The 21,870-nt window shown below is 73.8% G+C and carries 19 protein-coding genes; 9 read left to right on the top strand and 10 right to left on the bottom strand.

Annotated elements, in window-relative coordinates:
- The first annotated feature begins 168 nt into the window (after positions 1 to 168).
- The 4 genes from HNR10_RS22720 to HNR10_RS22735 all read left to right on the top strand — a co-directional run bounded on the left by HNR10_RS22720 (position 169) and on the right by HNR10_RS22735 (position 5,774).
- Positions 169 to 1,167 (top strand): bifunctional riboflavin kinase/FAD synthetase, encoded by a 999-nt coding sequence (locus tag HNR10_RS22720; RefSeq protein WP_179826741.1) that lies wholly within the window; start codon positions 169 to 171, stop codon positions 1,165 to 1,167.
- A gap of 238 nt (positions 1,168 to 1,405) precedes the next feature.
- A complete protein-coding gene (gene rpsO, locus HNR10_RS22725; RefSeq protein ID WP_179826747.1) occupies positions 1,406 to 1,675 on the top strand; it encodes a 30S ribosomal protein S15 in 270 nt (89 codons plus the stop codon).
- 321 nt (positions 1,676 to 1,996) lie between these two features.
- Complete coding sequence (locus HNR10_RS22730) at positions 1,997 to 4,297, top strand: polyribonucleotide nucleotidyltransferase (RefSeq protein ID WP_179826748.1); 2,301 nt, start codon at positions 1,997 to 1,999, stop codon at positions 4,295 to 4,297.
- Between the two features lie 133 nt (positions 4,298 to 4,430).
- Entirely contained in the window at positions 4,431 to 5,774 is a 1,344-nt protein-coding gene (locus HNR10_RS22735; RefSeq protein WP_179826750.1) for a M16 family metallopeptidase, read from the top strand.
- A gap of 447 nt (positions 5,775 to 6,221) precedes the next feature.
- Here the strand turns inward: HNR10_RS22735 and HNR10_RS22740 are convergent, their stop codons facing one another.
- The 7 genes from HNR10_RS22740 to HNR10_RS22770 form a co-directional block, all read right to left on the bottom strand.
- Positions 6,222 to 6,785: a sigma-70 family RNA polymerase sigma factor gene (locus tag HNR10_RS22740; RefSeq protein ID WP_179826751.1), complete on the bottom strand. Its 564-nt coding sequence runs from the start codon at positions 6,783 to 6,785 to the stop codon at positions 6,222 to 6,224.
- Between the two features lie 177 nt (positions 6,786 to 6,962).
- Positions 6,963 to 7,538, bottom strand: a complete 576-nt coding sequence (locus tag HNR10_RS22745; RefSeq protein ID WP_179826753.1) for a hypothetical protein — start codon at positions 7,536 to 7,538, stop codon at positions 6,963 to 6,965.
- An 18-nt stretch (positions 7,539 to 7,556) separates the two neighbouring features.
- A complete protein-coding gene (locus tag HNR10_RS22750; protein ID WP_179826755.1) occupies positions 7,557 to 8,783 on the bottom strand; it encodes a Dyp-type peroxidase in 1,227 nt (408 codons plus the stop codon).
- Positions 8,783 to 9,385 (bottom strand): copper chaperone PCu(A)C, encoded by a 603-nt coding sequence (locus HNR10_RS22755; protein WP_179826757.1) that lies wholly within the window; start codon positions 9,383 to 9,385, stop codon positions 8,783 to 8,785. The genes HNR10_RS22750 and HNR10_RS22755 overlap by 1 nt, the downstream gene beginning before the upstream one ends.
- Positions 9,386 to 9,589: 204 nt before the next feature.
- Positions 9,590 to 10,057, bottom strand: coding sequence for an Hsp20/alpha crystallin family protein (locus HNR10_RS22760; protein ID WP_179826759.1), 468 nt, complete (start codon positions 10,055 to 10,057; stop codon positions 9,590 to 9,592).
- Positions 10,058 to 10,121: 64 nt separating this feature from the next.
- On the bottom strand, positions 10,122 to 11,657 hold the full coding sequence (locus HNR10_RS22765) for a BCCT family transporter (RefSeq protein WP_376769767.1): 1,536 nt from the start codon (positions 11,655 to 11,657) through the stop codon (positions 10,122 to 10,124).
- Between the two features lie 263 nt (positions 11,658 to 11,920).
- On the bottom strand, positions 11,921 to 12,430 hold the full coding sequence (locus HNR10_RS22770) for a MarR family winged helix-turn-helix transcriptional regulator (protein ID WP_179826761.1): 510 nt from the start codon (positions 12,428 to 12,430) through the stop codon (positions 11,921 to 11,923).
- Positions 12,431 to 12,594: 164 nt separating this feature from the next.
- Between HNR10_RS22770 and HNR10_RS22775 the strand changes: the two genes are divergently transcribed.
- Genes HNR10_RS22775 through HNR10_RS22790 form a run of 4 tightly spaced genes read left to right on the top strand, consistent with a single transcriptional unit; the run spans position 12,595 to position 17,282 of the window.
- Positions 12,595 to 13,704 (top strand): polyprenyl synthetase family protein, encoded by a 1,110-nt coding sequence (locus tag HNR10_RS22775; protein ID WP_179826763.1) that lies wholly within the window; start codon positions 12,595 to 12,597, stop codon positions 13,702 to 13,704.
- 34 nt (positions 13,705 to 13,738) lie between these two features.
- Positions 13,739 to 15,268, top strand: a complete 1,530-nt coding sequence (crtI, locus tag HNR10_RS22780; RefSeq protein WP_179826765.1) for a phytoene desaturase family protein — start codon at positions 13,739 to 13,741, stop codon at positions 15,266 to 15,268.
- Positions 15,265 to 16,251, top strand: coding sequence for a phytoene/squalene synthase family protein (locus HNR10_RS22785; protein WP_179826768.1), 987 nt, complete (start codon positions 15,265 to 15,267; stop codon positions 16,249 to 16,251). The genes crtI and HNR10_RS22785 overlap by 4 nt, the downstream gene beginning before the upstream one ends.
- Entirely contained in the window at positions 16,248 to 17,282 is a 1,035-nt protein-coding gene (locus HNR10_RS22790; protein WP_312889386.1) for a DUF5914 domain-containing protein, read from the top strand. Before HNR10_RS22785 ends, HNR10_RS22790 begins: the two co-directional genes overlap by 4 nt.
- Here the strand turns inward: HNR10_RS22790 and HNR10_RS22795 are convergent.
- Positions 17,246 to 18,850, bottom strand: coding sequence for an FAD-dependent oxidoreductase (locus HNR10_RS22795; protein ID WP_179826777.1), 1,605 nt, complete (start codon positions 18,848 to 18,850; stop codon positions 17,246 to 17,248). The two genes, HNR10_RS22790 and HNR10_RS22795, sit on opposite strands and share 37 nt — an antisense overlap.
- The gene (locus HNR10_RS22800) at positions 18,847 to 19,593 is read right to left on the bottom strand and encodes a class I SAM-dependent methyltransferase (protein ID WP_179826779.1); all 747 of its coding nucleotides are present in this window, start codon (positions 19,591 to 19,593) and stop codon (positions 18,847 to 18,849) included. Before HNR10_RS22800 ends, HNR10_RS22795 begins: the two co-directional genes overlap by 4 nt.
- Positions 19,594 to 19,657: 64 nt before the next feature.
- On the opposite strand from HNR10_RS22800, the gene HNR10_RS22805 reads away from it, so the two are divergent.
- Complete coding sequence (locus HNR10_RS22805; protein ID WP_179826780.1) at positions 19,658 to 20,857, top strand: lycopene cyclase family protein; 1,200 nt, start codon at positions 19,658 to 19,660, stop codon at positions 20,855 to 20,857.
- A 9-nt stretch (positions 20,858 to 20,866) separates the two neighbouring features.
- Here the strand turns inward: HNR10_RS22805 and HNR10_RS22810 are convergent, their stop codons facing one another.
- Positions 20,867 to 21,793 carry a MerR family transcriptional regulator gene (locus tag HNR10_RS22810; protein WP_179826782.1) on the bottom strand — a complete coding sequence of 309 codons (927 nt, stop codon included), beginning with the start codon at positions 21,791 to 21,793 and terminating at the stop codon, positions 20,867 to 20,869.
- Positions 21,794 to 21,870 lie beyond the last annotated feature (77 nt).

Consider the following 21,870-nt stretch of genomic DNA (forward strand, 5'->3'; position numbering starts at 1 on the left):
CGCACAGCCCCGGTCTGCGGCCGGCAGAACGCCGGAGTGGGCCGGGCCACACCCCCCGCGTGTCGGTCAGGGGGCGGCGGGCGTGGCACCCTTGTCTGGGGCCCTGGGGGGCGTTTCCTCCCCAGGAGCCGTGACAGCGGCAGCGAACAGGGTTGAGGGGAGCCGGACGTGCGGCGATGGGGCGGGCTGGAGGACATTCCCTCCGAGTGGGGGCGGTCCGTGGTGGCGGTCGGGGTCTTCGACGGTGTGCACCGCGGGCACCAGGCCATCCTGGCGACCGCCGTCGAGCGCGGCCGCGCCCTGGGGCTGCCCGTGGTCGTGGTGACCTTCGACCCCCACCCCGAGACGGTGCTGCGCGGGGCGACCCCGCCGGTGCTGACCCCGCTGGACCGGCGGGTGGAGCTGCTGGAGGGGCACGGCGCCGACGCGGTGTGCGTCCTGCCCTTCGACAAGCGCCTGTCGGCGCGCTCGCCGGAGGAGTTCGTCCGGTCGGTGCTCACCGACCGCCTGCACGCGGTCGCCGTGGTCGTGGGCGAGGACTTCCGGTTCGGCCACCGGGCCGTGGGCGACGTCGCGGCGCTGGCCGGACTCGGGCGCGAACTCGGCTTCACCGCGGACGGTGTGCCGCTCGTGGCCGACGGGCGCACCATCACCTCCACCCGCGTACGCGCCCTGCTCGCCGACGGCGACGTGGCCGGGGCCGCCGACCTGCTGGGCCGCCCGCACCGGGTGGAGGGCGAGGTCGTGCACGGCGCCGCGCGCGGGCGCGAGCTGCTCGGGTTCCCCACCGCCAACATGGACCTGGCGCCCGACACCGCCGTGCCGGACGACGGCGTCTACGCCGGCTGGTTGAGCCGGACCGCGTCCGGGACGGGGCAGGAGCACCGCTGGCCGGCCGCGATCTCCGTGGGCACCAACCCCACCTTCGACGGCGCCGAGCGCACGGTGGAGGCCTACGCGCTGGACCGCGACGACCTGGAACTCTACGGCGTGCACATGGCCGTGGAGTTCACCCACCGGATCCGCGGGCAGGAGCGCTTCGACAGCATCGACGAGCTCATCGTGGCCATGCGCCGCGACGTCGACCGGTGCCGTGAGGTGCTGGTCGGGGACGCGCCGGGCGCCCCCACGGGCGGTCCGGCGGGGGAGAGCGGCTCCACAGTGTGACGCAGCCCCGTCACCTCGTGGTTTGCGGTAGTGTGGAGACGTCCACGTGTGCCCCGTGTCAGGTCCTCCGTCCGCGGAGGCCGTCGGCGCGGGGAGCGCGCTGCACCGACGCCGTCGGCGACGGTCCGCGCCCACCACACGCGACGGTGACTGTTCGTACGCGTGGTCACCGCGTCTGACCCCCGGCCCTGAGCCAGGGGTTCGCCCTGCGTACCGAAGACATGAGTGAAGGAGCGTTGTGTCGATCGACACCGCCACCAAAGAGAAGATCATCGCCGAGTACGCCACCGCCGAGGGTGACACCGGCTCCCCCGAGGTCCAGGTCGCGCTGCTCACGCACCGCATCACGGAGCTGACCGAGCACCTCAAGGGCCACAAGCACGACCACCACAGCCGTCGTGGCCTGCTCCTGATGGTCGGTCGCCGCCGCCGTCTGCTCAAGTACATCGCCAAGCAGGACATCACCCGGTACCGCTCGCTCATCGAGCGTCTGGGCCTGCGCCGCTAGAACCGGCGACGGGAGTGGCTTCGGCCGCTCCCGTTTTGTTAGTAAGGTGTGACACGCGTGGCGGTCCACGACCGCCACGTGTGCACCACCCACAACTCCACAGCGAACATCCCGCGATCCTCACCCTCGGCAGCAGAGTCGAGGCCGGTCCTCGGTAGTGGTCCCCGGACACCGCCCCTCAGGGGTGGCTGCCGTGGGCTTCGATCGATGACCGGCCGTCATCAACTCCCTGGTCCGGACGCGGGACGAAGAACCCAAGGCCGTGGAACGCGCATCCGCGCGGCCCGCGGCACATCCCACACCTGTACCAGGAGGTCGCCCATGGAGGGCGCTTACTCGGCCGAAGCCGTCATCGACAACGGCAAGTTCGGCACCCGTACCATCCGCTTCGAGACCGGCCGCCTCGCCCAGCAGGCCGCCGGATCGGCCATGGTGTACCTGGACGACGAGACCGTCGTCCTGTCCGCCACGACCGCCTCGAAGCGGCCCAAGGAGAACCTCGACTTCTTCCCCCTGACGGTGGACGTCGAGGAGCGCATGTACGCCGCGGGCCGCATCCCCGGCTCGTTCTTCCGGCGTGAGGGCCGTCCCTCCGAGGACGCCATCCTCACCTGCCGCCTGATCGACCGGCCGCTGCGCCCGTCGTTCAAGAAGGGCCTGCGCAACGAGATCCAGGTCGTCGAGACGATCCTGGCCCTGCACCCCGAGCACCTGTACGACGTCGTCGCGATCAACGCCGCCTCGATGTCCACGCAGATCTCCGGGATCCCCTTCTCCGGCCCGATCGGCGGCGTGCGCGTCGCCCTGATCGAGGGCCAGTGGGTGGGCTTCCCGACCCACGGCGAGCTGGAGAACGCCACCTTCGACATGGTGGTCGCCGGCCGCGTCCTGGACGACGGCGACGTCGCCATCATGATGGTCGAGGCCGAGTCCACGCCGCGCACCCTGAAGCTGGTCGCCGAGGGCGCCGTCGGCCCCAACGAGCAGACCGTGGCCGAGGGCCTCGACGCCGCCAAGCCCTTCATCAAGGTGCTGTGCAAGGCCCAGCAGGCCGTCGCCGAGCAGTCCAGCCGCGAGGTCGCCGAGTTCCCGATCTTCCTCGACTACGAGGAGGACGCCTACACCGCCGTCCAGGCCGCCGTCCGGGAGGACCTGGCCAAGGCTCTGACCATCGCGGACAAGCAGGAGCGCGAGGCCGAGCTGGACCGCGTCAAGGCCGCCGCCGGCGAGAAGCTGGCCGAGGACTTCGAGGGTCGCGAGAAGGAGGTCGGCGCCGCCTTCCGCTCGCTGAGCAAGCAGCTCATGCGCGAGCGCGTGCTGCGCGACCAGGTCCGGATCGACGGCCGCGGCCCCAAGGACATCCGTTCGCTGAGCGCCGAGGTCGGCGTCCTGCCGCGGGTGCACGGTTCGGCCCTCTTCGAGCGCGGTGAGACCCAGATCCTGGGCGTCACCACGCTCAACATGCTGCGCATGGAGCAGATGGTTGACACGCTCAACCCTGACAAGACCAAGCGCTACATGCACAACTACAACTTCCCGCCGTACTCCACCGGTGAGACCGGCCGGGTGGGCTCGCCCAAGCGGCGCGAGATCGGGCACGGCGCCCTCGCCGAGCGCGCCCTGCTGCCGGTCCTGCCGTCCCGCGAGGAGTTCCCGTACGCCATCCGGCAGGTGTCCGAGGCGCTGGGCTCCAACGGCTCCACCTCGATGGGCTCGGTCTGCGCGTCCACCATGTCCCTGATGGCGGCCGGCGTGCCCCTCAAGGAGATGGTGTCGGGCATCGCCATGGGCCTGATCAGCGAGGGCGACCAGTTCATCACGCTGACCGACATCCTGGGCGCCGAGGACGCGTTCGGCGACATGGACTTCAAGGTCGCCGGTACCCGTGAGCTCATCACGGCCCTGCAGCTGGACACCAAGCTCGACGGCATCCCCGCCGAGCAGCTGGCGATCGCGCTGCAGCAGGCCCGCGGCGCCCGCCTGGCGATCCTCGACGTCATGCGCGAGGCCATCGAGACCCCGGCCGAGATGAGCCCCAACGCTCCGCGCATCCTGACGGTCAAGGTCCCGACCGACAAGATCGGCGAGGTCATCGGCCCGAAGGGCAAGATGATCAACTCGATCCAGGACGACACCGGCGCCGACATCACGATCGAGGACGACGGCACCATCTACATCGGTGCCGTGGACGGTCCGTCCGCCGAGGCCGCGCGGGACACGATCAACCAGATCGCGAACCCGACGATGCCCGAGGTCGGCGACCGCTACCTGGGCACCGTCGTCAAGACGACGACGTTCGGCGCGTTCGTGTCGCTGCTGCCCGGCAAGGACGGCCTGCTGCACATCTCGCAGATCCGCAAGCTGCACGGCGGCAAGCGGATCGAGAACCTCGACGACGTCATCGGCATCGGCGAGAAGATCCAGGTCGAGATCCGCGAGATCGACGACCGCGGCAAGCTGTCGCTGGTGCCCGTCGAGGTCGTGGAGTCCGAGGCGGCGGCCTCCGCCCCGGCCCCCGAGGCCTCCGACGAGGCTCCGGCCGACGACGACAAGGGCGGCGAGTCCGACGCCCCGCGCCGCCGTCGCCGCCGCAGCTCGGGCGGGCGTTCCGAGAACACCTGATCCCACCACGCCTGAGGGGGCGGCCGCACCAGCCGGTGCGGCCGCCCCCGCGGCGTATCCTCGGCCTGACGAGGGACGGCGCACTGTCCCACGGCCGTCCCTGCTCCGACGCGAAGACGAAGAAGAAGGATTCATGAGCTCTGCCCCCATCGCCGCCGAGCAGGACCCCGGCACCACCGTGACGTTGCTGGAGCCGGACGGCGGCTCCGGTCTCGTGCGGCGCACGGTGCTCCCCGGCGGTCTGCGCGTGGTCACCGAGAACATCCCGGGCGGCCGGTCCGCGGCCTTCGGGATCTCCGCGACCACCGGCTCGCGCGACGAGGACTCCGCGCACGCGGGGTCGGCGCACTTCCTGGAGCACCTGCTGTTCAAGGGGACGCGGACCCGCTCGGCGCTGGAGATCTCCGCGCTGCTGGACGGTGTCGGCGCCGACCACAACGCCTACACCACCAAGGAGCACACCTGCTACTACGCCAAGGTGCTCGACCGGGACCTGCCGCTGGCCATCGACGTCGTCGGTGACATGGTGGCCAACTCGGTGCTGGACGAGGGCGAGGTGGAGACCGAGCGCGGCGTGATCCTGGAGGAGATCGCCATGTACGAGGACGAGCCCGCCGACCTGGTCGACGACGTCTTCGCGGAGCACTTCTTCGGCGACACCCCGCTGGGCCGCCCGATCCTGGGCACCATCGACTCCATCCGCGCGCTGCCCCGCGAGCGGATCGCCGAGCAGTACCGGGACGCCTACGTGCCCTCCGAGCTGATCGTCACCGCCGCGGGCAGCCTCGACCACGACGCGGTCGTGGAGCAGGTCCGCGCGATGTTCGCCGACCAGCTCGCCGCGGCGGGCGACGCCCGCCCGGTCGGGCCGCGCGTGGGCGGGGGCCCGGTGGCCGTCAACGGCGGCACCGTGGTGACCTCCCGCGACACCGAGCAGGCGCACATCATCCTGGGTTCGGAGGGCCTGCCGCGCACCGACCCGCGCTGGCACGCGCTGCGCCTGCTGGGCGCGGCCCTGGGCGGCGGCATGTCGTCGCGCCTGTTCCAGGAAGTGCGCGAGAAGCGCGGCCTGGCCTACGCGGTGCACGCCTACCACACGGCCTACGCGGACACCGGCACGTTCCAGGTCTACGCCGGTTGCCTGCCGGAGAAGGCCGACGAGGTCATCGGCGTCTGCCGGGACGAACTCGCCAAGGTGGCCGCCTCGGGGATCGACGCCGAGGAACTGGCCCGCGCCAAGGGCCAGATCCAGGGCACCTGGGTGCTGGGCAGCGAGGGCACCAACGCCCGGATGAGCCGCCTGCTCGCCCACGAGCTGAGCCACCCCCGCCACTTCTCGATCGACGACGACCTGGCGCTGTTCGACGCCGTGACGGAGAAGGACGTGGCCGAGGTCGCCGCCGACCTGCTGACGCGCCCGCGCGCCCTGGCGGTCATCGGCCCGTACGACGAGTCGCGTAGGTTCGGGCGCCCATAAGACGGGGCCTTCGGTCCTTCCGGTGCACTCCCTCGTTCCTCGGGAGCGCACCTCCAGGCCCTCCAGGACCCGTCGGCGCCCTCCTTGTGCTTTCTTTGGGCCGCCGCTCGTTCCTCGCTTTGGCCCGGATAGACCCCCTGTGGTCCCCGCGAGCTGAACGGCCTACCTTTTACCCCGTGGGGTGGAGGTAGGCCGTCTCGGACAGCTCCAACCCCCTGCACACTGCCTGGCTGAACGGCCTACCTCTCACTCCCGGGCCGAGGTAGGCCGCTTTCATGCGGCTTCAACCCCCGTGCCCGTGTGCGCCTTCGGTGACCCCTGGGGGGTTGAAGCCTCTACAGGTGGCGGGTCCACAGGGGGTGGTGAGGGGCGCGCCAGTGTTCTGCAGGAGGAGACGGGGCCGCAGCGAGCTTGCGAGCAAGGCAAGTCGACGACGAAGAACACTGGCTACTCGGCGCCCCGAATGCGCGGCCGAGCTTGCGAGGGCGCCAGAAAAGAGAGCAGGTCGCTCCGGGCGCGGGCGACCCGGGAGCGGATGGTGCCGACCGGGGCTCCGACCAGGCGGGCGGTCTCCTCGTAGGTGCACCCCTCGACCTGGGTGAGCACGAACGCCTGTCGCCGTTCCGGGCTGAGCGCGTCGAGCAGGCCGCGCAGTGCCAGGTACTCGTCGAAGCGCTCCGGCGAGGCCGGGACGAGCTCCCAGTCGGTGCCGCCGACGCAGTCGGGGCGGGCGGCGTCGCTGCGGTAGCGGTCGACGACGGTGTTGCGGGCGATGGCGAGCAGCCAGGCGCGGACGGGGGCGCGTCCGGAGTAGCGCCGCAGGCCTCCGAGGACGCGCAGGTAGGTCTCCTGGGTGAGTTCCTCGACCCGGTCCTGCGGCACTCTGCGCGCGATGTAGCGGGCCACGTCGGGTCTGGTCCGCCGGACCAGGTCCTCCAGCGCGGTGCGCGATCCCGTGCGGGCGCTGGCCGCCAGGTGTTCGAGGTCGTCGTGTACGTGGGTGACGGGCATGGGCCCTCTTCGGTGCCGTGCGCGCGCCGTTCCACCCGGTGGCGCGCCGTCGTGGCGGTCCGCCACCGGGCGTCGGTACGCGCAGTGTTCAGGGGACGCGAAGGGCGTGCGCGGACCGGCCGAGCCCGAGGGGTCCCTCGGCGGAGCCGGGGACGCGGGTGGTCGGTGTGGCACGCCTCAGGGCGTGACCGGCGGTCCCCTGAGGACCAGGCTGTGGCGCAGGTACGGCGTGGACGGCCGGGGCCGGGAGGGCGCCTGCGGCCGGGCCGGTCGGAGTAGCGGGCGCACCCGGGGCAGGACGACCAGCAGCAGTGGCAGCAGGGCCGCGGCCACCAGCCGCAGGTAGCCGAAGAGGGCGGCCTCGCCCTGGCGCAGCCACCAGGCGCACACGGCGGCGGCCAGGAGGTGGAGGCCGAGCATGCCGCCGCTTCCGGAGGCCGACGCCATGGCCTCGGCGCCGGCCGCCACGGAACCGGGGTCGTGGCCGCCGTGGGTGGTGGAGGAGGTCGCCACGGAGTAGAGCAGGTGCAGGGCGAGCTGGCCCCACAGCATCCAGGCGGTGATCGCGCCCAGCCCGCGCTCGCGTCCGCTCCCCGCCCAGGCGGAGACGAAGACCATGACGGCTCCCGCGATCAGACCGATCAGCGGGACGCCGTGTCCGGAGGCCGCGGCGTGGCCGCCTGCGGACACGGCGAGGCACACCGAGGTGAAGACCCCGGCGCGCGCCGCTCGCATCGGAGGCCGCTCCGTCATGGGTTCATCGTCGCACGGTCATCCCTCCACGAGTGACCGGCCCACGTAGTCGCCCTCCTCACAGCCCGGGGGGATCGCGAACACGGCCGACCCGACGGCGGTGACCCACTCGTTGAGCAGGTCCAGCTCGTCCAGGCGCTGCTGGATCGGCACGAACTGGCGCACCGGGTCGGCCTGGAAGGACGCGAACACCAGTCCCGCCTCGCCCGAGCCGTCCAGCATGTCGCGCAGGTCGTAGTTGTAGCCGCGGCGGAAGATCCGCTGGCCCGGGTCGTCGGTGCGGGCCCGCCGGACGTGCGCGAACGAGGGGATGACCGGGAGGCCGGAGTCGTCGGTGGCGTCGAGGTCGACGTCGTCGCGCTCCTCCCCGCCGGTGAGCGGCGCGCCGTCGGCCACCCGGCGTCCGATCACCGCCTCGCGCCCGGGGCGGTCCAGCTCGTCCCAGGTGTCCAGGTCGGTGGCGATCCGGCGCAGCACCAGGGACGTGCCGCCGTCGAGCCACGCCGGCCCGCCGGAGCCCCACACCAGCCGCTCGAACTCGTCCGTCCCCGGCCGCGGGTTGATGCTGCCGTCCACCTGCCCCATGAGGTTGCGCATGGTGGTGCCGTCGGGCTGTGAGCCGTGGGCCCGCCGGAACCCCGTCTGGGTCCATGCCACGCGGGCGAACGCGCGCGCGTCCTTGACCAGCATCCGCGCCGCGTGCGAGACCGTGACCGGGTCGTCGGCGCACACCTGGAGCAGCAGGTCGGCCTGGCCCCACTCCGGGCGCAGGTCGTCGTGGTCGAACTCGGGCAGCGGGGCCAGCCAGGTGGGGACGGCGCCGGGGTCGACGCGTTCCACGAGTCCGGGGCCGAACCCGAAGGTCGTCGTGAGCCGTGCGGGGACCGCGGCGAGTTCGGGTTCGGTGTCGGCCAGGGGCGCCTCACCGGCGCCCAGGCGGGCGGCGTCGTCGCTGAGCAGCCGCAGGAGTCGGCCCACGCCCTCGGCGTCCACACCGGACTCCAGGTCCAGGGCGACGAAGCAGGCGTGTGCCTGGGGAGGGGTCTCCACCCCGGCCTGGCGCGGGCCGTGGAAGGCGACCGTCCGCGTGCCGTGGACCGGCGGCGCCGCGTTCGCGGGAACGGGTTCCTCCCCGACCAGCCGGTGGGCGACGGTCGCCCCGGCGGCGCCGATGCCCGCCGCGGCGCCGCCCAGGAGCAGCCCGCGCCGCGAGAACCGGTCGGAGAGCGGTCTGCGCTCGCTCATCAGCCCTCGTCCTCCGTGTGCTCGCCCTCGTGGTCTCCGTGGCCCTCCTCGTACTCCTCCTCGTCGCCGCCGCCGTCGTACTCCTCGTTGGCCCCGGCGAACTCCTTGACCTGCGCGGTGAACTCGGCGGTGGATCCGTCGTCGAACTCGACGGTGACGGTGGACTCGGTCCCCGGCTCCAGGTCCGTGTTCAGGTCCATCAGCATGATGTGGTCGCCGCCGGCCTCCAGGACGCGCGAGCCGCCCGCCGGGATGGGGAAGCCGCCCTCGACCTCGCGCATGGTGGTCTCGGCGCCGTCGGTCACCCCCTCGTGCAGCTCGACCATGCCCGCGGCCTCGTGCGCGGCGGAGACGATGGTGACGTCGGCGTCGGAGCCATTGGTGATCTCCCCGAACACGGCCGTCATGCCGTCGTCGACGGTGGCGGCCTTGATCCAGGGGTCGGTGATCTCGAAGCCGTCGGCGGCGGTGGCCTCCTCGGCCGCGCCGTCCTCCGCGGCGGCTCCGGCCTGCTCCTCTGGCCGGTCGGCGCCTCCGCAGGCGGACAGGGCCAGGACGAGGGAGAACAGGGCGGCGGCCCCGGCGGTACGGGTCGGGTTCATGGGTGCTCCACGGTCTCGGGCCGCTGGGTACGCGGCCGGTCTCCTCCCAAGTCGGATCGCGGAGCCGTTCGGTTCCCGGGAGTCCGCGGACGGACGAAGGCCCCCCGCGGTGCGTCACCGCGGGGGCCGGGGGCCGAAGCGAGGAACGAGCGAAGGCCCGAAGAATGCACGGCGAGGGCCCCGTGTACAGGTGCCCGAACCGCGCTACTGGCGCTTGCGCCGCCGGATCGAGATCTTCCTGGGCGCGGCGGTGTTGGCCGCGCCGTGCACGGTCACCTCCAGCAGCCCTTCGCCGTAGCTCGCCTCGATGTCGTTCTCGCCGACCTCCTCGGGCAGGCTGATGTCCCGTCGGAAGGTGCCCATGTACCGCTCGGACGAGTAGTACACGACGTCGTCGTCATCGCGCCGGCGCTCCCCGCTGATGGTGAGGATGCCGTGGGTCAGGCTGACGGCCACGTCCTGCTCGTACACCCCGGGGACCTCGCACCTGATGACGAGGTCGTCGCCGCGGGCGAGGATGTCGGTGGGCGGGCTCCAGGCGTCGGCGTAGCCGCGCTCGCGCTCGCCCGCCTGACTGGTCTCGATCGAGGACATGGTGTCGGAGATCCGGTTCATCTCCGTGATCATGTCCACCACCCCGTGGAAGGGGTTGCTGAACCTCTTCGGTGTCACGTCCGCCTCCTGTCGGTGTCCGTGGATGCGTGGTTCACGCGGTGTGCCCTGTTCCGAACGCGCACTAGGACCTCGCCGGCGGTCGCTTGCCCTCGGTGCGGTGCTCCGGTGCGACCAGCTTCGGAACCCGCTCGCGGGACAGCGCCCGTGCCAGTCCCCACACCATGAACAACAGGATCACGGCGAAGGGCAGTCCGGTCACCACCGAGGCCGCCTGCAGGGCGTCCAGCGCGTTCTGCCCGCCCAGGACGAGCAGGATGAGGGTGACCGCGCCCTCGGCGATGGCCCAGAACGCCCGCTGCCAGCGGACGGGATGGGTGTCGCCCCCGTTGGTCAGGGTGTCCACGACCAGTGAGCCGGAGTCGGACGAGGTGACGAAGAAGATCGTGACCACGACGATGAGCAGCAGCGAGACCGCGTTGCCCAGGGTGGGCGCGAAGGAGAACATCAGGTCCATCACGCGGAACGCCCGGTCCTCCTCGTCCAGGCCGGCCAGTCCGGCGTTCCGGTACAGCTCGTAGAACAGGCCGGAGCCGCCGAACACGCCGAACCACAGGATCGAGACCGCGACCGGGGCGAACAGCGCGCCGAGGACGAACTCGCGGATGGTGCGGCCGTAGGAGATCCGGGCGAGGAAGATGCCGACGAAGGGCGCCCAGGAGATCCACCAGCCCCAGTAGAAGACGCTCCAGGTGGTGGTCCAGTCGGCGGCCTGCGGGTCCGTGAGCGGACTCGGGAAGGCCAGGCTCCACGGGACCAGGTTGCCCAGGTACTCGCCCGCGGACGTGGTCATGGTGGAGATCATGAACAGCTTGGGGCCGAACACGAAGACGACGATCAGGAGCAGGAACGCCAGCCACAGGTTGATGACCGACAGGCGCCGGATGCCCTTGTCGATACCGGACAGCACGCTGAACAGGGCGATGCCGGTGATGACGATGATGATGATCGACTGGACGGTCGAGTTGTTCGGGATCCCGAAGACGTGGTTGAGCCCGCCGTTGATCTGCAGCGTGCCCAGGCCCAGGGAGGTGGCCAGTCCGAAGATGGTGCCGAACACCGCCAGGATGTCGACGATGTTGCCCGGCCAGCCGAAGGCCCGTTCCCCGATCAGCGGGTAGAGGGCCGAGGCCGGACGCAGCGGCAGGTTCTTGCGGAAGGCGAAGTAGCCCAGCGACATCCCGAGCGCGATGTAGATCGCCCAGGGGTGGAAGCTCCAGTGGAACAGGCTGAGGGCCAGGGCCTCGTTCGCGGCCTCCGGTACCGGGCCGTCGTCGACGAGGTAGTCGGCGTTGCGCGGCCAGGTCAGGTGGTGGATGGGCTCGGAGACGCCCCAGAAGACCAGCCCGATGCCCATGCCCGTGGTGAAGAGCATGGCGAACCAGGCGAGTGTGCTGAACTCCGGGCGCGAGTCGTCGGGCCCCAGCCTGATCCGGCCGAACTTGCTGAGCATCATGAAGATGGCGAGGCCCAGGAAGAACGTCGTGGACAGGACGTAGAGCCAGCCGAGCTCGCTGCTGATCCAGTCACGGGTGGCGGTCGTCGCGTTCTGCAGAGGGGTCGTGGCGACGATGCCGAGCACGAGGAACGCGATGATCACGACGCCGGAGACGCCGAAGACCGTCGGGTTCGTGTGTTCTCTGATGTAGGTGCGCAGGGATGAGATGGTGGCTCCTTCCCAGCCCGAGTGGGACGGGTACGCCTGCGGCGGGTTCGATGGCCGGGTCCCGTCGGCGACAGGGCCCGGCGCCAGGGTGTGTCCCGTGGATGGTAAAGGCGTGCCCCATCGGTCGCCAAACAACCTCGACAACGTGGACGTTCGTCGTGTTTCGGGGCGAAGGGAGCGGGGGCCGGGGAAGGGCGTCAGTCGGAGCCGGCGATGAGGCCGTCGAGCGTGGTGCCCACGCGTTCGAGCCAGTCCGTGATGACCCGGAGTTCGTCCACGGAGTAGCCCTCGTGCAGGCGGGTCATCGCCTCGCGCATCCCGGGTGCGGAGGCGGCGGCGATCGAGTCGGCGCCCTCGACCAGGCGGACGGCGACCTTGCGGCGGTCCTGTGGATGGCGGGTGCGCTCCACGAGTCCGTGCGCCTCCAGGCGGTCGATCACTCCGGTCACCGATCCGGTGGACAGACGGAGACTGTCGGCGATCTCCCCGGGTGTCAGCGTGCCACCGACCCGCAACAGCGTGTAGCACTGGAAGTCGGTCGGGTTCATGCCCGAGCGGTCGGACATCCGGTGCAGGAGGCGGACGAGTCGTACGGCGAGCTGTTGGCCGTCGTTCTGCAGGGCCTGGTAGAGCTCGGCCCGTGCCAGGTCATCGCTCGTACCACCCGGAGCTCCGCCGGCGGCGGGGGTGGTCGGTGCGGTGTCCATGCGGCTCCCAACGGCTCGGCGGCCGGATGGTCGGTTCCCTCCGTGAGTCTACGGGGCGCGGCGGGTCGGATGATTGACGGTCACGAGACGGGGAATTAGACCGGAAACCAAGATTCTCCCTTTCCAAGGTATTTTTCGGCACTGAGGAGTCTGCCATCCAGAAGGTGCGAACGGATCAGGACGGGGCCGGCCTTCCGGCCGGCCCGGACGCGGCGTCCGTGCGCGCCGCCGTCGACGCCGCGCTGGACCGGTACCTGGACGAGCGCGGACGCGAGGCCGGGGAACTGGACCCGGACTTCGGCCGCGATCTGGTGGGCCGCCTGCGCGACTTCACCCTGGGAACGGGCAAGCGGTTGCGCCCGCTGCTGGGCTGGTGGGGGTGGATCGCCGGCGGCGGAGCCCCGCGGGGCCCGACGGCCGAGGCCGCCCTGCGCGCCTGCGCCGCGCTCGAACTCCTCCAGACCTTCGCGCTCGTGCACGACGACGTCATGGACGGATCCCCGCTGCGCCGCGGCACGTCCTCGGTGCACGCCGCCTACGCGGCCGAGCACAGGGCCGGCTCCTGCGCGGGTGAGGACCGCCGCTACGGCGAGGCCATGGCGGTCCTGACCGGCGACCTCGCGCTGGCCTGGGCCGACGACCTGCTCGACGCCGCCCTGGCGGACCTGCCCACGCGCGCCGGCGCGCGCCGCGTGTGGAGCTGGGTGCGCACGGAGGTCATGGCCGGACAGTTCCTCGACCTGCGCGGCCAGGCGCGGCGGGAGCGCTCCGAGAGCGGCGCCCTGCGCGCGGACCGGTTCAAGACGGCCGCCTACACGGCCGAGCGCCCGCTCCACCTGGGCGCGGCGATGGCCGCCGCCCCCGAGCCGACCGTGCGCGCCCTGCGCTCCTACGGCCAGGACGTCGGCGTGGCCTTCCAGCTGCGCGACGACCTCCGGGACGCCTACGGCGCGCCCGAGCGGACCGGCAAACAGCCCGGGGAGGACCTGGCCCGGGGCAGGAACACGCTGCTGCTGGCGGCCGGGCTGCGCCTGGCGCGCGAACGGGGCGACGCCACCGCCGCACGCGTCCTGGGCCGGGTCGGCGACGCCGCCGACCCCACCGACCCCGCGCTCGCCGCACGCGTGCTCGATGCCCTGGGCGCACGGGAGCTGGTGCTGCGGCGTTGCCGTGAGCTGTCCGCCCGCGGCGTCGCCCACCTGGCCGCCCTCCCGCTCGACCCCGACGTCATGGAGGGGTTGCGGAGCCTGGCCCAGGCGGCCGCCCGACCCTGAACGCGCCCCTCGGGGCGGGAGAGGACCAACGATCATGCCGATCCACCGGAACCGGGGCGCCCGGGACGGACGCCGCCCCCGGGGGCCCCGCGGGCGCGACCCCGTCGTCGTGGTCGGGGCGGGCCTGTCCGGCCTGGCGTGCGCCCTGCACCTGCTGGGCGCCGGACGCGACGTCGTCGTGGTCGAACGCGAGGACCATCCGGGCGGGCGCGCCGGCCGACTGGACCTGGACGGGTTCCGGATCGACACCGGGCCGACCGTTCTGACCATGCCCGACCTGCTCGACGAGGCGCTCGGAGCGGTCGGGGAGTCGGTCCACGAGCGCCTGGACCTGGTGCCCCTGGCCCCCGCCTACCGGGCCGCCTTCGCCGACGGCTCCACCATCGACGTCCACACCGACCGCGCGGCGATGGCCGCCGAGGTCCTGCGCGTGGCCGGGCCCCGCGAGGCGGTCGGCTACCTGCGCCTGCGCGAGTGGCTCACCCGCCTGTACCGGATCGAGATGCGCTCGTTCATCGACGCCCAGTTCGACTCGCCCCTGGACCTGGTGCGGCCCGACCTGCTGCGGCTGGCGGCCCTGGGCGGGTTCGGCCGCCTGGCCCCGGCCGTGGGCCGCCGCGTGCGCGACGAGCGGCTGCGCCGGATCTTCTCCTTCCAGTCGCTGTACGCGGGGGTGCCGCCGGACCGGGCGCTGGCCGCCTACGGAGTCATCGCCTACATGGACACCGTCGCGGGCGTCTACTTCCCGCGGGGCGGCATGCGCGCCGTGGGCGACGCCCTGGCCGCCGCGGCGGCCAAGGCGGGCGGCGTCCTGCGCTACGGGGAGTCGGTGACGCGGTTGGAGCGCAGCGGCGACCGGGTCACCGCCGTGCTGACCGACCAGGGGGAGCGGCTGCCCTGCGACCAGGTCGTGCTCACCACCGACCTGCCCGCGGCGCACCGGCTGCTGGGCCACCGGGCCCGCCGCCCGGTGGCGCACCGCTTCTCGCCCTCGGCCGTGGTCCTGCACCTGGGCACGGACCGCACGTGGGACTCCCTGGCCCACCACACGATCTCGTTCGGCGGCGCCTGGCGGCGCACCTTCGAGGAGATCATCGGTGAGGGGCGGCCCATGAGCGACCCCTCCCTGCTGGTGACCCGGCCCACGGCCACCGACCCCGCCCTGGCGCCCGAGGGACGGCACCTGCTGTACGTGCTCGCGCCCGCGCCCAACCTCGCCGCCGGGCGGATCGACTGGGACGCCGAGGGCCCGCGCTACCGGGACCGCCTGGTCGCCACGCTGGAGGAGCGCGGGCTGAGCGGCCTGGGATCCTCGATCCGCGCCGAACGCCTGGTCACCCCGGCCGACTGGGCACGGCAGGGGCTCGCGTACGGGACGCCGTTCTCCCTCGCGCACACCTTCGCCCAGACCGGGCCCTTCCGCCCGGGCAACACCGTGCCCGGCACGGCGAACGCGGTCCTGGCCGGCTGCGGGACCACACCCGGGGTCGGCGTGCCCACCGTCCTGGTCTCGGGCAAGCTGGCCGCCGCGCGCGTGCTGTCCCGGACCGGAGGCGGCCGGTGACGGGCGTCGTCGGCGAGCTGGACGCGGCCGGCATCACGGGGAGCCGGTTGCGCGCCGACTACGTGTACTGCCGCGCCCTGCACGCCCGCCACGGGCGCACCTACTACACGGCCACGCGCGTCCTGCCGCCCGGGCGCCGGCCCGCGGTCCACGCGCTGTACGGGTTCGCGCGGTGGGTGGACGACATCGTCGACGAGCCCCCTCCGGGGACCGCCGCCGCCGCAGTGCACGAGCGCCTGGACGCCGTGGAGGCCGGACTGGCCCTGGCGCTGTCCGGCGGCGCGGCCGCCGATCCCGCGCTGCGCGCCCTCGCGGACACGGCCCGGCGCTACCGGCTGCCCGACGACTACTTCACGGCGTTCATGGCCTCGATGCGCATGGACCTGACCGTCACGCACTACACGGACCTGGCGCACCTGCGCTCCTACATGTACGGGTCCGCGGCCGTGATCGGCCTCCAGGTGCTGCCCGTCCTGGGCACCGTGGTGCCCCGCGAGGAGGCCGCCCCGCACGCCGCCGCGCTGGGCGAGGCCTTCCAGCTCACCAACTTCCTGCGCGACGTGGCCGAGGACCTGGCGCGAGGGCGCGTCTACCTGCCCGCGGACGTGCTGGCCGAGCACGGGGTCGACCGGGGCCTGCTGGAGCGCTGTCGGCGCGCCCGCGCCGCGGAGCCGCGCGTGCGCCGCGCGGTCGCGGCCATGGTGGAGGTCAACGAGGACTTCTACCGCAGGGCGCGCCCCGGCATCGCGATGCTCTCGCCCGTGGCCCGGCCGTGTGTCGCCACGGCCTTCCGGCTCTACCGGGCGATCCTGGAGGAGATCCGCGCGGCCGACCACGATGTCTGGAGCACCCGTCACCGGGTCTCGGACACGCGCAAGGCGGTCGCCGCCGTACCCGCCCTCGCCCGTTCGCTCCTCGCGCGGTCGGTTCCGCGTCCGCGCGGCCCGGAACGCGGCGCCCACCTGTGGAGGACCGAATCGTGAGCACCTCTGACACCCCTGGCACCCCTGGTACCTCCGGCCCCGGGACCGGCCGGATTCCGCTGTCCCGCCTGCCCTCGCCCCGGTGGAGCGCCCAGGAGCCCACCTGGCGGGGCGCCGCCCCGGCCGTCATCGGAGCCGCGCTCAAACGGGCGCTGGCCCGGCCCTCCGGCAACTGGTTCGTCCTCGCCGCCAGTGAGCAGGTCCGCGCGGACCGGCCGTTCGGCCGGGTGGTCGCCGGTACGGAGCTGGTGGCCTGGCGGACCCCGGACGGGACCCCGCACGCCGGCCCGGGCGCCTGCCCGCACCTGGGCGCGCCGCTGTGCCGGGGCGCGGTGGCCGAGGGGCGCCTGGTGTGCCGGTGGCACGGGCTCTCCCTGGGCTCCGACGGGTTTCCGGGCTGGAGCCCCTACCCCGCGCACGACGACGGCGTGCTCGTGTGGGTGCGCCTGGACCGCGAGGGCGGGGAGGAGCCCCTGCCGGAACCGGTCGTGCCCGAGCGTCCCCGGGCCGGGACCGCCATCGCCGCCGTGGAGAGCCTGGCGGGCCGCTGCGAGCCCGAGGACGTGATCGCCAACCGCCTCGACCCCTGGCACGGGTCCTGGTTCCACCCCTACTCGTTCCTGGGGCTCAGGGTCGTCGAGGTGCCGGAGGGCCCCGACCCCGATCCCGACCGGATGGTCGTGGACGTGGGCTTCAAGGTGGCCGGGCGGTGGGGCGTCCCGGTCCGGGCCGAGTTCACCTGCCCCGAACCGCGGACCGTCGTCATGCGCATCACCGAGGGCGAGGGGCGGGGCAGCGTGGTCGAGACGCACGCCACGCCCCTGGGCACGGACCGGAACGGCGTGCCGCGCACGGCGGTGATCGAGGCGACCGTGGCCGTGTCCGACCGCCCAGGCTTCGCGCTGGCCCGCCGGCTCTCCGGAGCCGTACGCCCGCTGGTGCGCACGGCCGCCCGGCGGCTGTGGCGCGACGACCTCGCCTACGCGGAGCGCCGCTACCTGCTGCGCGCCTCGGGCCGCTGGCCGGGCTGACGCGCGGCCCGGGCCAGGGCGCTCAGCGCCCGGCTGCGTCCGCGCGTCGGCACGCTCCACACGGTGTGCCCCGGCAGCCCCCAGCGCGACAGCAGTGCGTTGGCGGCCAGGAAGCCGCTGGTGGCGGCGCGTTCCATCAGTGCGACCGGCAGGTCCACGCGCACGTGGTCGCCGGCGACCGCCAGCAGCGGATCGGGCGTGCCGACCCGTACACGGTGCCGGTGGCCCCCAGGCGGGAACAGCGGGCAGTCCGCCCGCAGCTCGTGCCGCGCGTCGACCGCGCGGGCACCGCGCAGCTCCGGGTAGACGGTGGCGGCCTGCTCCCACAGCGAGGCCCGCTCGGCGCCGGGGTCGCACCCGGGCGCCAGCGCGTAGGCGTGCAGCTCCACGACCGAGCCGCCGGTGCGCCGTGCCCAGTCGCGGGCCTGGTCCTCGTAGCGCTCCAGCACGCTGACGTTGTCCAGGGAGGGGTAGCCGGCGGTGCCCAGGAAGGCGGGGCGGTGCGGGCGCACGGGCCGGTCCAGCCAGTAGCGCGAGACCAGGAAGGGCGGCGCGCTCGGCAGGCCCGCCACCCGTTCGCGCCAGGCGGCGTCTCCCAGGCCGGGGGAGGCCGCGACGAGGGCGCGCAGTCCGCCCGGGTCGGTCGCGAGCACCACGCCGTCGAACTCCGGCGACTCCCGGTCGCCGCACGCGATCCGGAACCGCCGGTGCCGCCCGCGCTCCACCGACCCGACCGGCGTGCCGGGGCGCAGCACGGCCCCCGCCCCGGCCAGGTGGGCGCCCAGCGGGTCCCACAGCGCCAGGGGGAACGGCGAGCGGGGCACGTCGAAGACCAGTCCCTCGGACGAGCCGAGGAAGTACAGGTGGAACATGACCGCCAGCTCGGCGGCCGAGAGCCGGTCCGGGGAGGCGAAGAAGCTGCGGGTGAACACCTCGAAGGCCAGGTGGCGGGCGGTCGGCGGGAAGCGGACGGTGTCCAGGAACTCCCGTGCGCCCAGGTGGTCCAGGCGTTCGTAGACCCCGGGTGTGTCCACGTCCAGCAGTTGCAGGGCGGCGGGCACGTTCACGCGTGCCAGGTCGCGCAGCGGGAAGCTCGGGCTCACGGCCGCCAGGGCCGCGGCGTTCCACGGCGGGGTCGACGGGAGGCCGGAGAAGCGGTCGCGCGGCCCGTCGCGGTGCACGAGCGGGTAGTCCGCGAGCGGGACCAGCCCCTTCAGACCGGGGTCGGCCCGCCGCAGCAGCGCCCGCAGGTTGTAGTACTGCCGGAAGAACGCGTGGAAGCCCCGCGTCATGGTGGCCCGGGACCCGTCGTTCAGGACGGTCTCCCAGCCGCGCAGCCGGCCGCCCAGGGAGTCCTCTCGCTCGAACACCACCGCCCGCACGCCCCGCTCCGCCAGAGCGCAGGCCGCGGCCAGTCCGGCGATCCCGCCGCCGACCACCGCCGCGCGGGGCGTGTCCCGCGGCCGGGGGCCGGAGGGCGGCGCGGGGTGCAGGGCCTCGGCCCGGCGGTCCGCGCCCGGCGGCCCGGGAGCCGCCGCGACGACCGCCCTCGTCGGGCCCGCCGTCATCCGGCCCGTCCCGGGCGGGCGCCCACGAACGTGTGCGTGATCCCGTACTGCCATCCGGGCAGCGGCGCGCTCGCCACGTCCACCAGTCCGGCCCGGCGCATCCGCTCCAGCAGGCCCGCGCGCCCGTCGAACTCCATGGCGCTGCGCCACAGGTAGCGGAACAGGTCCGTGCGCCCGGTGAGCAGGCCCCCGGCCGGGATCACCACACCCCAGCACACCGCCGACCACACCGCGCGCGCCGCGGGGGAGTCGGCCACGGAGTACTCGTGCAGGGCCAGCCGGCCTCCGGGCCGCAGCACAGAGCGCACCGAGGCCAACAGCGCGTCGGGGTCGGGCACGTTGCGGACCAGGTAGGCGGCGAAGACGGCGTCGGCGGGCCCGCCGAGGTGCTCGGCCGCCCACGCGGGAGTGACCTCCTCGGCCCGGGCCCGGTGGAAGGACACCCCCGGCGGCCAGGTCTTGGCGGCGGCCGCGTCGAGCATGCCCCGGGAGGCGTCCACCGCGACGATCCGCGCCAGCGGCGCCGCGCGCAGCAGGGCGGCGGTGGAGGCGCCGGTCCCGCAGCCCAGGTCCAGCAGGCGCAGGCCCTCCCCGCGGTCCGGCAGGCGCAGCCGCCGGGCGGACGCGCGCAGATGGGAGTGGTAGCCGGGGTTGGCGGCCACCAGTCGGTCGTAGGACGCCGCGGCGTGGTCGAACTCGTCGGTGACCGCGCCGTGCTTCATCTGGATCGTGGTGCTGGGCATACCTTCCCCTGGCCGTCGGATGTCGCCCGCCCGCGGACCGGCCCGCGGCGGGCATGCTGGTCGCATGGCCGACTACGACGTGGCGATCATCGGCGGGGGAGCCGCCGGGCTCACTCTCGCCCACCTGATGGGGCGGGTCAACGAACGGCGCGGCGTTCCCTTGGACGCGGTGCTGGTCGAGGCGCCGCCGGGCCCGCACACTCCGCCGCCCCGGACCTGGTGCTTCTGGGAACGGGACGGGGGACCGTGGGACGCGCTGCTGGCCGCGCGCTGGGAGAACCTGGCCGTCGTGGGCGCCGACGGGACGACGCGCACCTCCCGGGCCGACCCCTACGTGTACAAGATGCTCCGCTCGACCGACGTCGCCGAGCACGTGCGCGCCCACGCGGACGGGCACGTGGACCAGCGCACGCTGTTCGTGAGGGGCCTGGCGGACGGACCCGACCACGCCACGGTGTCCGCCGAGGCCCCCGACGGCTCGCCGGAGGCCCTCACCGCCCGCTGGGTGTTCGACTCCCGTCCGCCGCGCCGCCACCTCCCGGCGCGGACCCGGCTGCTCCAGCACTTCCGGGGCTGGTTCGTGCGCACCCGGGACGACGCCTTCGATCCCGGGGCGGCCGTGCTGATGGACCTGCGCACGCCCCAGCCCCGGCACGGGGTGTCCTTCGGCTACGTGCTCCCGCTCACGCGGCGGACCGCGCTGGTCGAGTACACCGAGTTCGGACGCACGGCCCTGACCACGCCCGAGTACGAGAGGGCGCTGGCCCACTACTGCGACCTGGTCGGGCTGGGCGGGGTGGAGGTGACCGCCGCCGAACAGGGCGTCATCCCGATGACCGACGCCCGCATGCCCACCCGGGTGGGGCGGCGGCTGTTCCAGGTGGGGGCGGCCGGGGGAGCGACCCGGCCCTCCACCGGCTACACGTTCAGCGGGGTGGGACGCCAGGCGCGCGCCGTGGCCGCCGCCCTCGCGGCGGATCGCGTGCCTGTGCCGCCGGTCCCGCACCGCCGCCGCCACCTGGCCATGGACGCGGTCATGCTGCGTGCCCTGGACACCGGGCGGGTGCAGGGGGCGGAGTTCTTCACCCGGCTGTTCACGCGCAACGGGTTCGGCGACGTGCTGGCCTTCCTGGACGGCGACTCCCCCCTGCACCGCGAACTGGCCATGGGCCTGACGACCCCGGTCGGAGCGATGTCCCTCACCACCGCCGAACACCTGTGGCACATCCTCCGCGGGCGTTCCGGCCCGGCCGGGACGCGCTGAGCGCGGCGCCTACCGCCCCGACAGCAGGACCGCGACCGCGTCGCGCAGCGAGGTCAGGTGTCCGCCCGCGAGACGGCCTGCGCCGCCGACCTCCCGCCACCCGGGCCCGGCGGTGAAGACGGCGGTGCCGACAGGAGCATCGGCGGCCGCTCTGGCGGCCGCGGCCAGGACGGCGCCGTCGGCCCGGGTCGGCGCGTGCGACCACAGCACCAGGGCGCGGGGGCCGAGGCGGCGCAGGGCGCGCAGCGTCGCCTCCACCGGCGTGCAGGGGCCCAGCACGCGGTGCGGCGATCCGGCCTCGCGCAGGGCCGCCGCCAGGGCCTCGACCGGCAGGCCGTGCATCTCCCAGGGTGTGCAGGCCAGCAGTACCGGCCGCTCCCGCGTCGCCTCGTCCGCCCGCCCCGCGGCGACCCGGCGCAGGGCCGAGGAGACGCACCACGACAACAGGTGCTCCACCTCGACGTAGGTGCGGGTCGCCTCCCACTTGCGCCCCATGCCGTACAGGAGGGGCTGCGCCAACTCCTCCCAGACGGTCACGACGCCCGCCTCGCTCAGGCTCTTCTCCAGCAGGGACTCCACGAGGTCGGCGTCCATGCGCGCCGCCGCGCGCGCCAGGCCCTGGAGTGAGGCCCCGGCCCGGCCGACCGGCAGACCCGGGTCGGCGGAGGCCGGGTCGCCGTCCGCGGCCCCGTCCTCGGAGACCGATCCGAGCCGCGTGTCGAGTGCTTGTCGTGCCGCCTCGGCGGGCGGCAGGCCCTCGCCCACCAGCCGGCACAGGGCACGCAGCCGGGCGATGTCCTCGCGGCCGTAGCGGCGGTGGCCCCCCGGACTGCGCTCGCGCGGACCGATGCCGTAACGGCGGTCCCAACTGCGCAGGGTGGCCGGGGCCACGCCGAGCAGGCGCGCGGCCGCTCCGGGAGTGAGTGCGTCGGACATGGCCCCCAACCGATGCGAAAGCGATGCGAGTTGTGGCTTGCGCCACTGTGGGCAGACTCTAGCCGTGTGACCACCGC

It is taken from the genome of Nocardiopsis aegyptia (assembly GCF_013410755.1).
Lineage (GTDB): Bacteria > Actinomycetota > Actinomycetes > Streptosporangiales > Streptosporangiaceae > Nocardiopsis > Nocardiopsis aegyptia.

Excerpts from the sequence above, each read along its gene's own strand:
- HNR10_RS22730 (WP_179826748.1), top strand. The coding sequence starts at position 1,997 with ATGGAGGGCGCTTACTCGGCCGAAGCCGTCATCGACAACGGCAAGTTC.
- HNR10_RS22735 (WP_179826750.1), top strand. The coding sequence starts at position 4,431 with ATGAGCTCTGCCCCCATCGCCGCCGAGCAGGACCCCGGCACCACCGTG.
- HNR10_RS22740 (WP_179826751.1), bottom strand. The coding sequence starts at position 6,785 with ATGCCCGTCACCCACGTACACGACGACCTCGAACACCTGGCGGCCAGC.
- HNR10_RS22745 (WP_179826753.1), bottom strand. The coding sequence starts at position 7,538 with ATGACGGAGCGGCCTCCGATGCGAGCGGCGCGCGCCGGGGTCTTCACC.
- HNR10_RS22750 (WP_179826755.1), bottom strand. The coding sequence starts at position 8,783 with ATGAGCGAGCGCAGACCGCTCTCCGACCGGTTCTCGCGGCGCGGGCTG.
- HNR10_RS22755 (WP_179826757.1), bottom strand. The coding sequence starts at position 9,385 with ATGAACCCGACCCGTACCGCCGGGGCCGCCGCCCTGTTCTCCCTCGTC.
- HNR10_RS22770 (WP_179826761.1), bottom strand. The coding sequence starts at position 12,430 with ATGGACACCGCACCGACCACCCCCGCCGCCGGCGGAGCTCCGGGTGGT.
- crtI (WP_179826765.1), top strand. The coding sequence starts at position 13,739 with ATGCCGATCCACCGGAACCGGGGCGCCCGGGACGGACGCCGCCCCCGG.
- HNR10_RS22795 (WP_179826777.1), bottom strand. The coding sequence starts at position 18,850 with ATGACGGCGGGCCCGACGAGGGCGGTCGTCGCGGCGGCTCCCGGGCCG.
- HNR10_RS22800 (WP_179826779.1), bottom strand. The coding sequence starts at position 19,593 with ATGCCCAGCACCACGATCCAGATGAAGCACGGCGCGGTCACCGACGAG.
- HNR10_RS22805 (WP_179826780.1), top strand. The coding sequence starts at position 19,658 with ATGGCCGACTACGACGTGGCGATCATCGGCGGGGGAGCCGCCGGGCTC.
- HNR10_RS22810 (WP_179826782.1), bottom strand. The coding sequence starts at position 21,793 with ATGTCCGACGCACTCACTCCCGGAGCGGCCGCGCGCCTGCTCGGCGTG.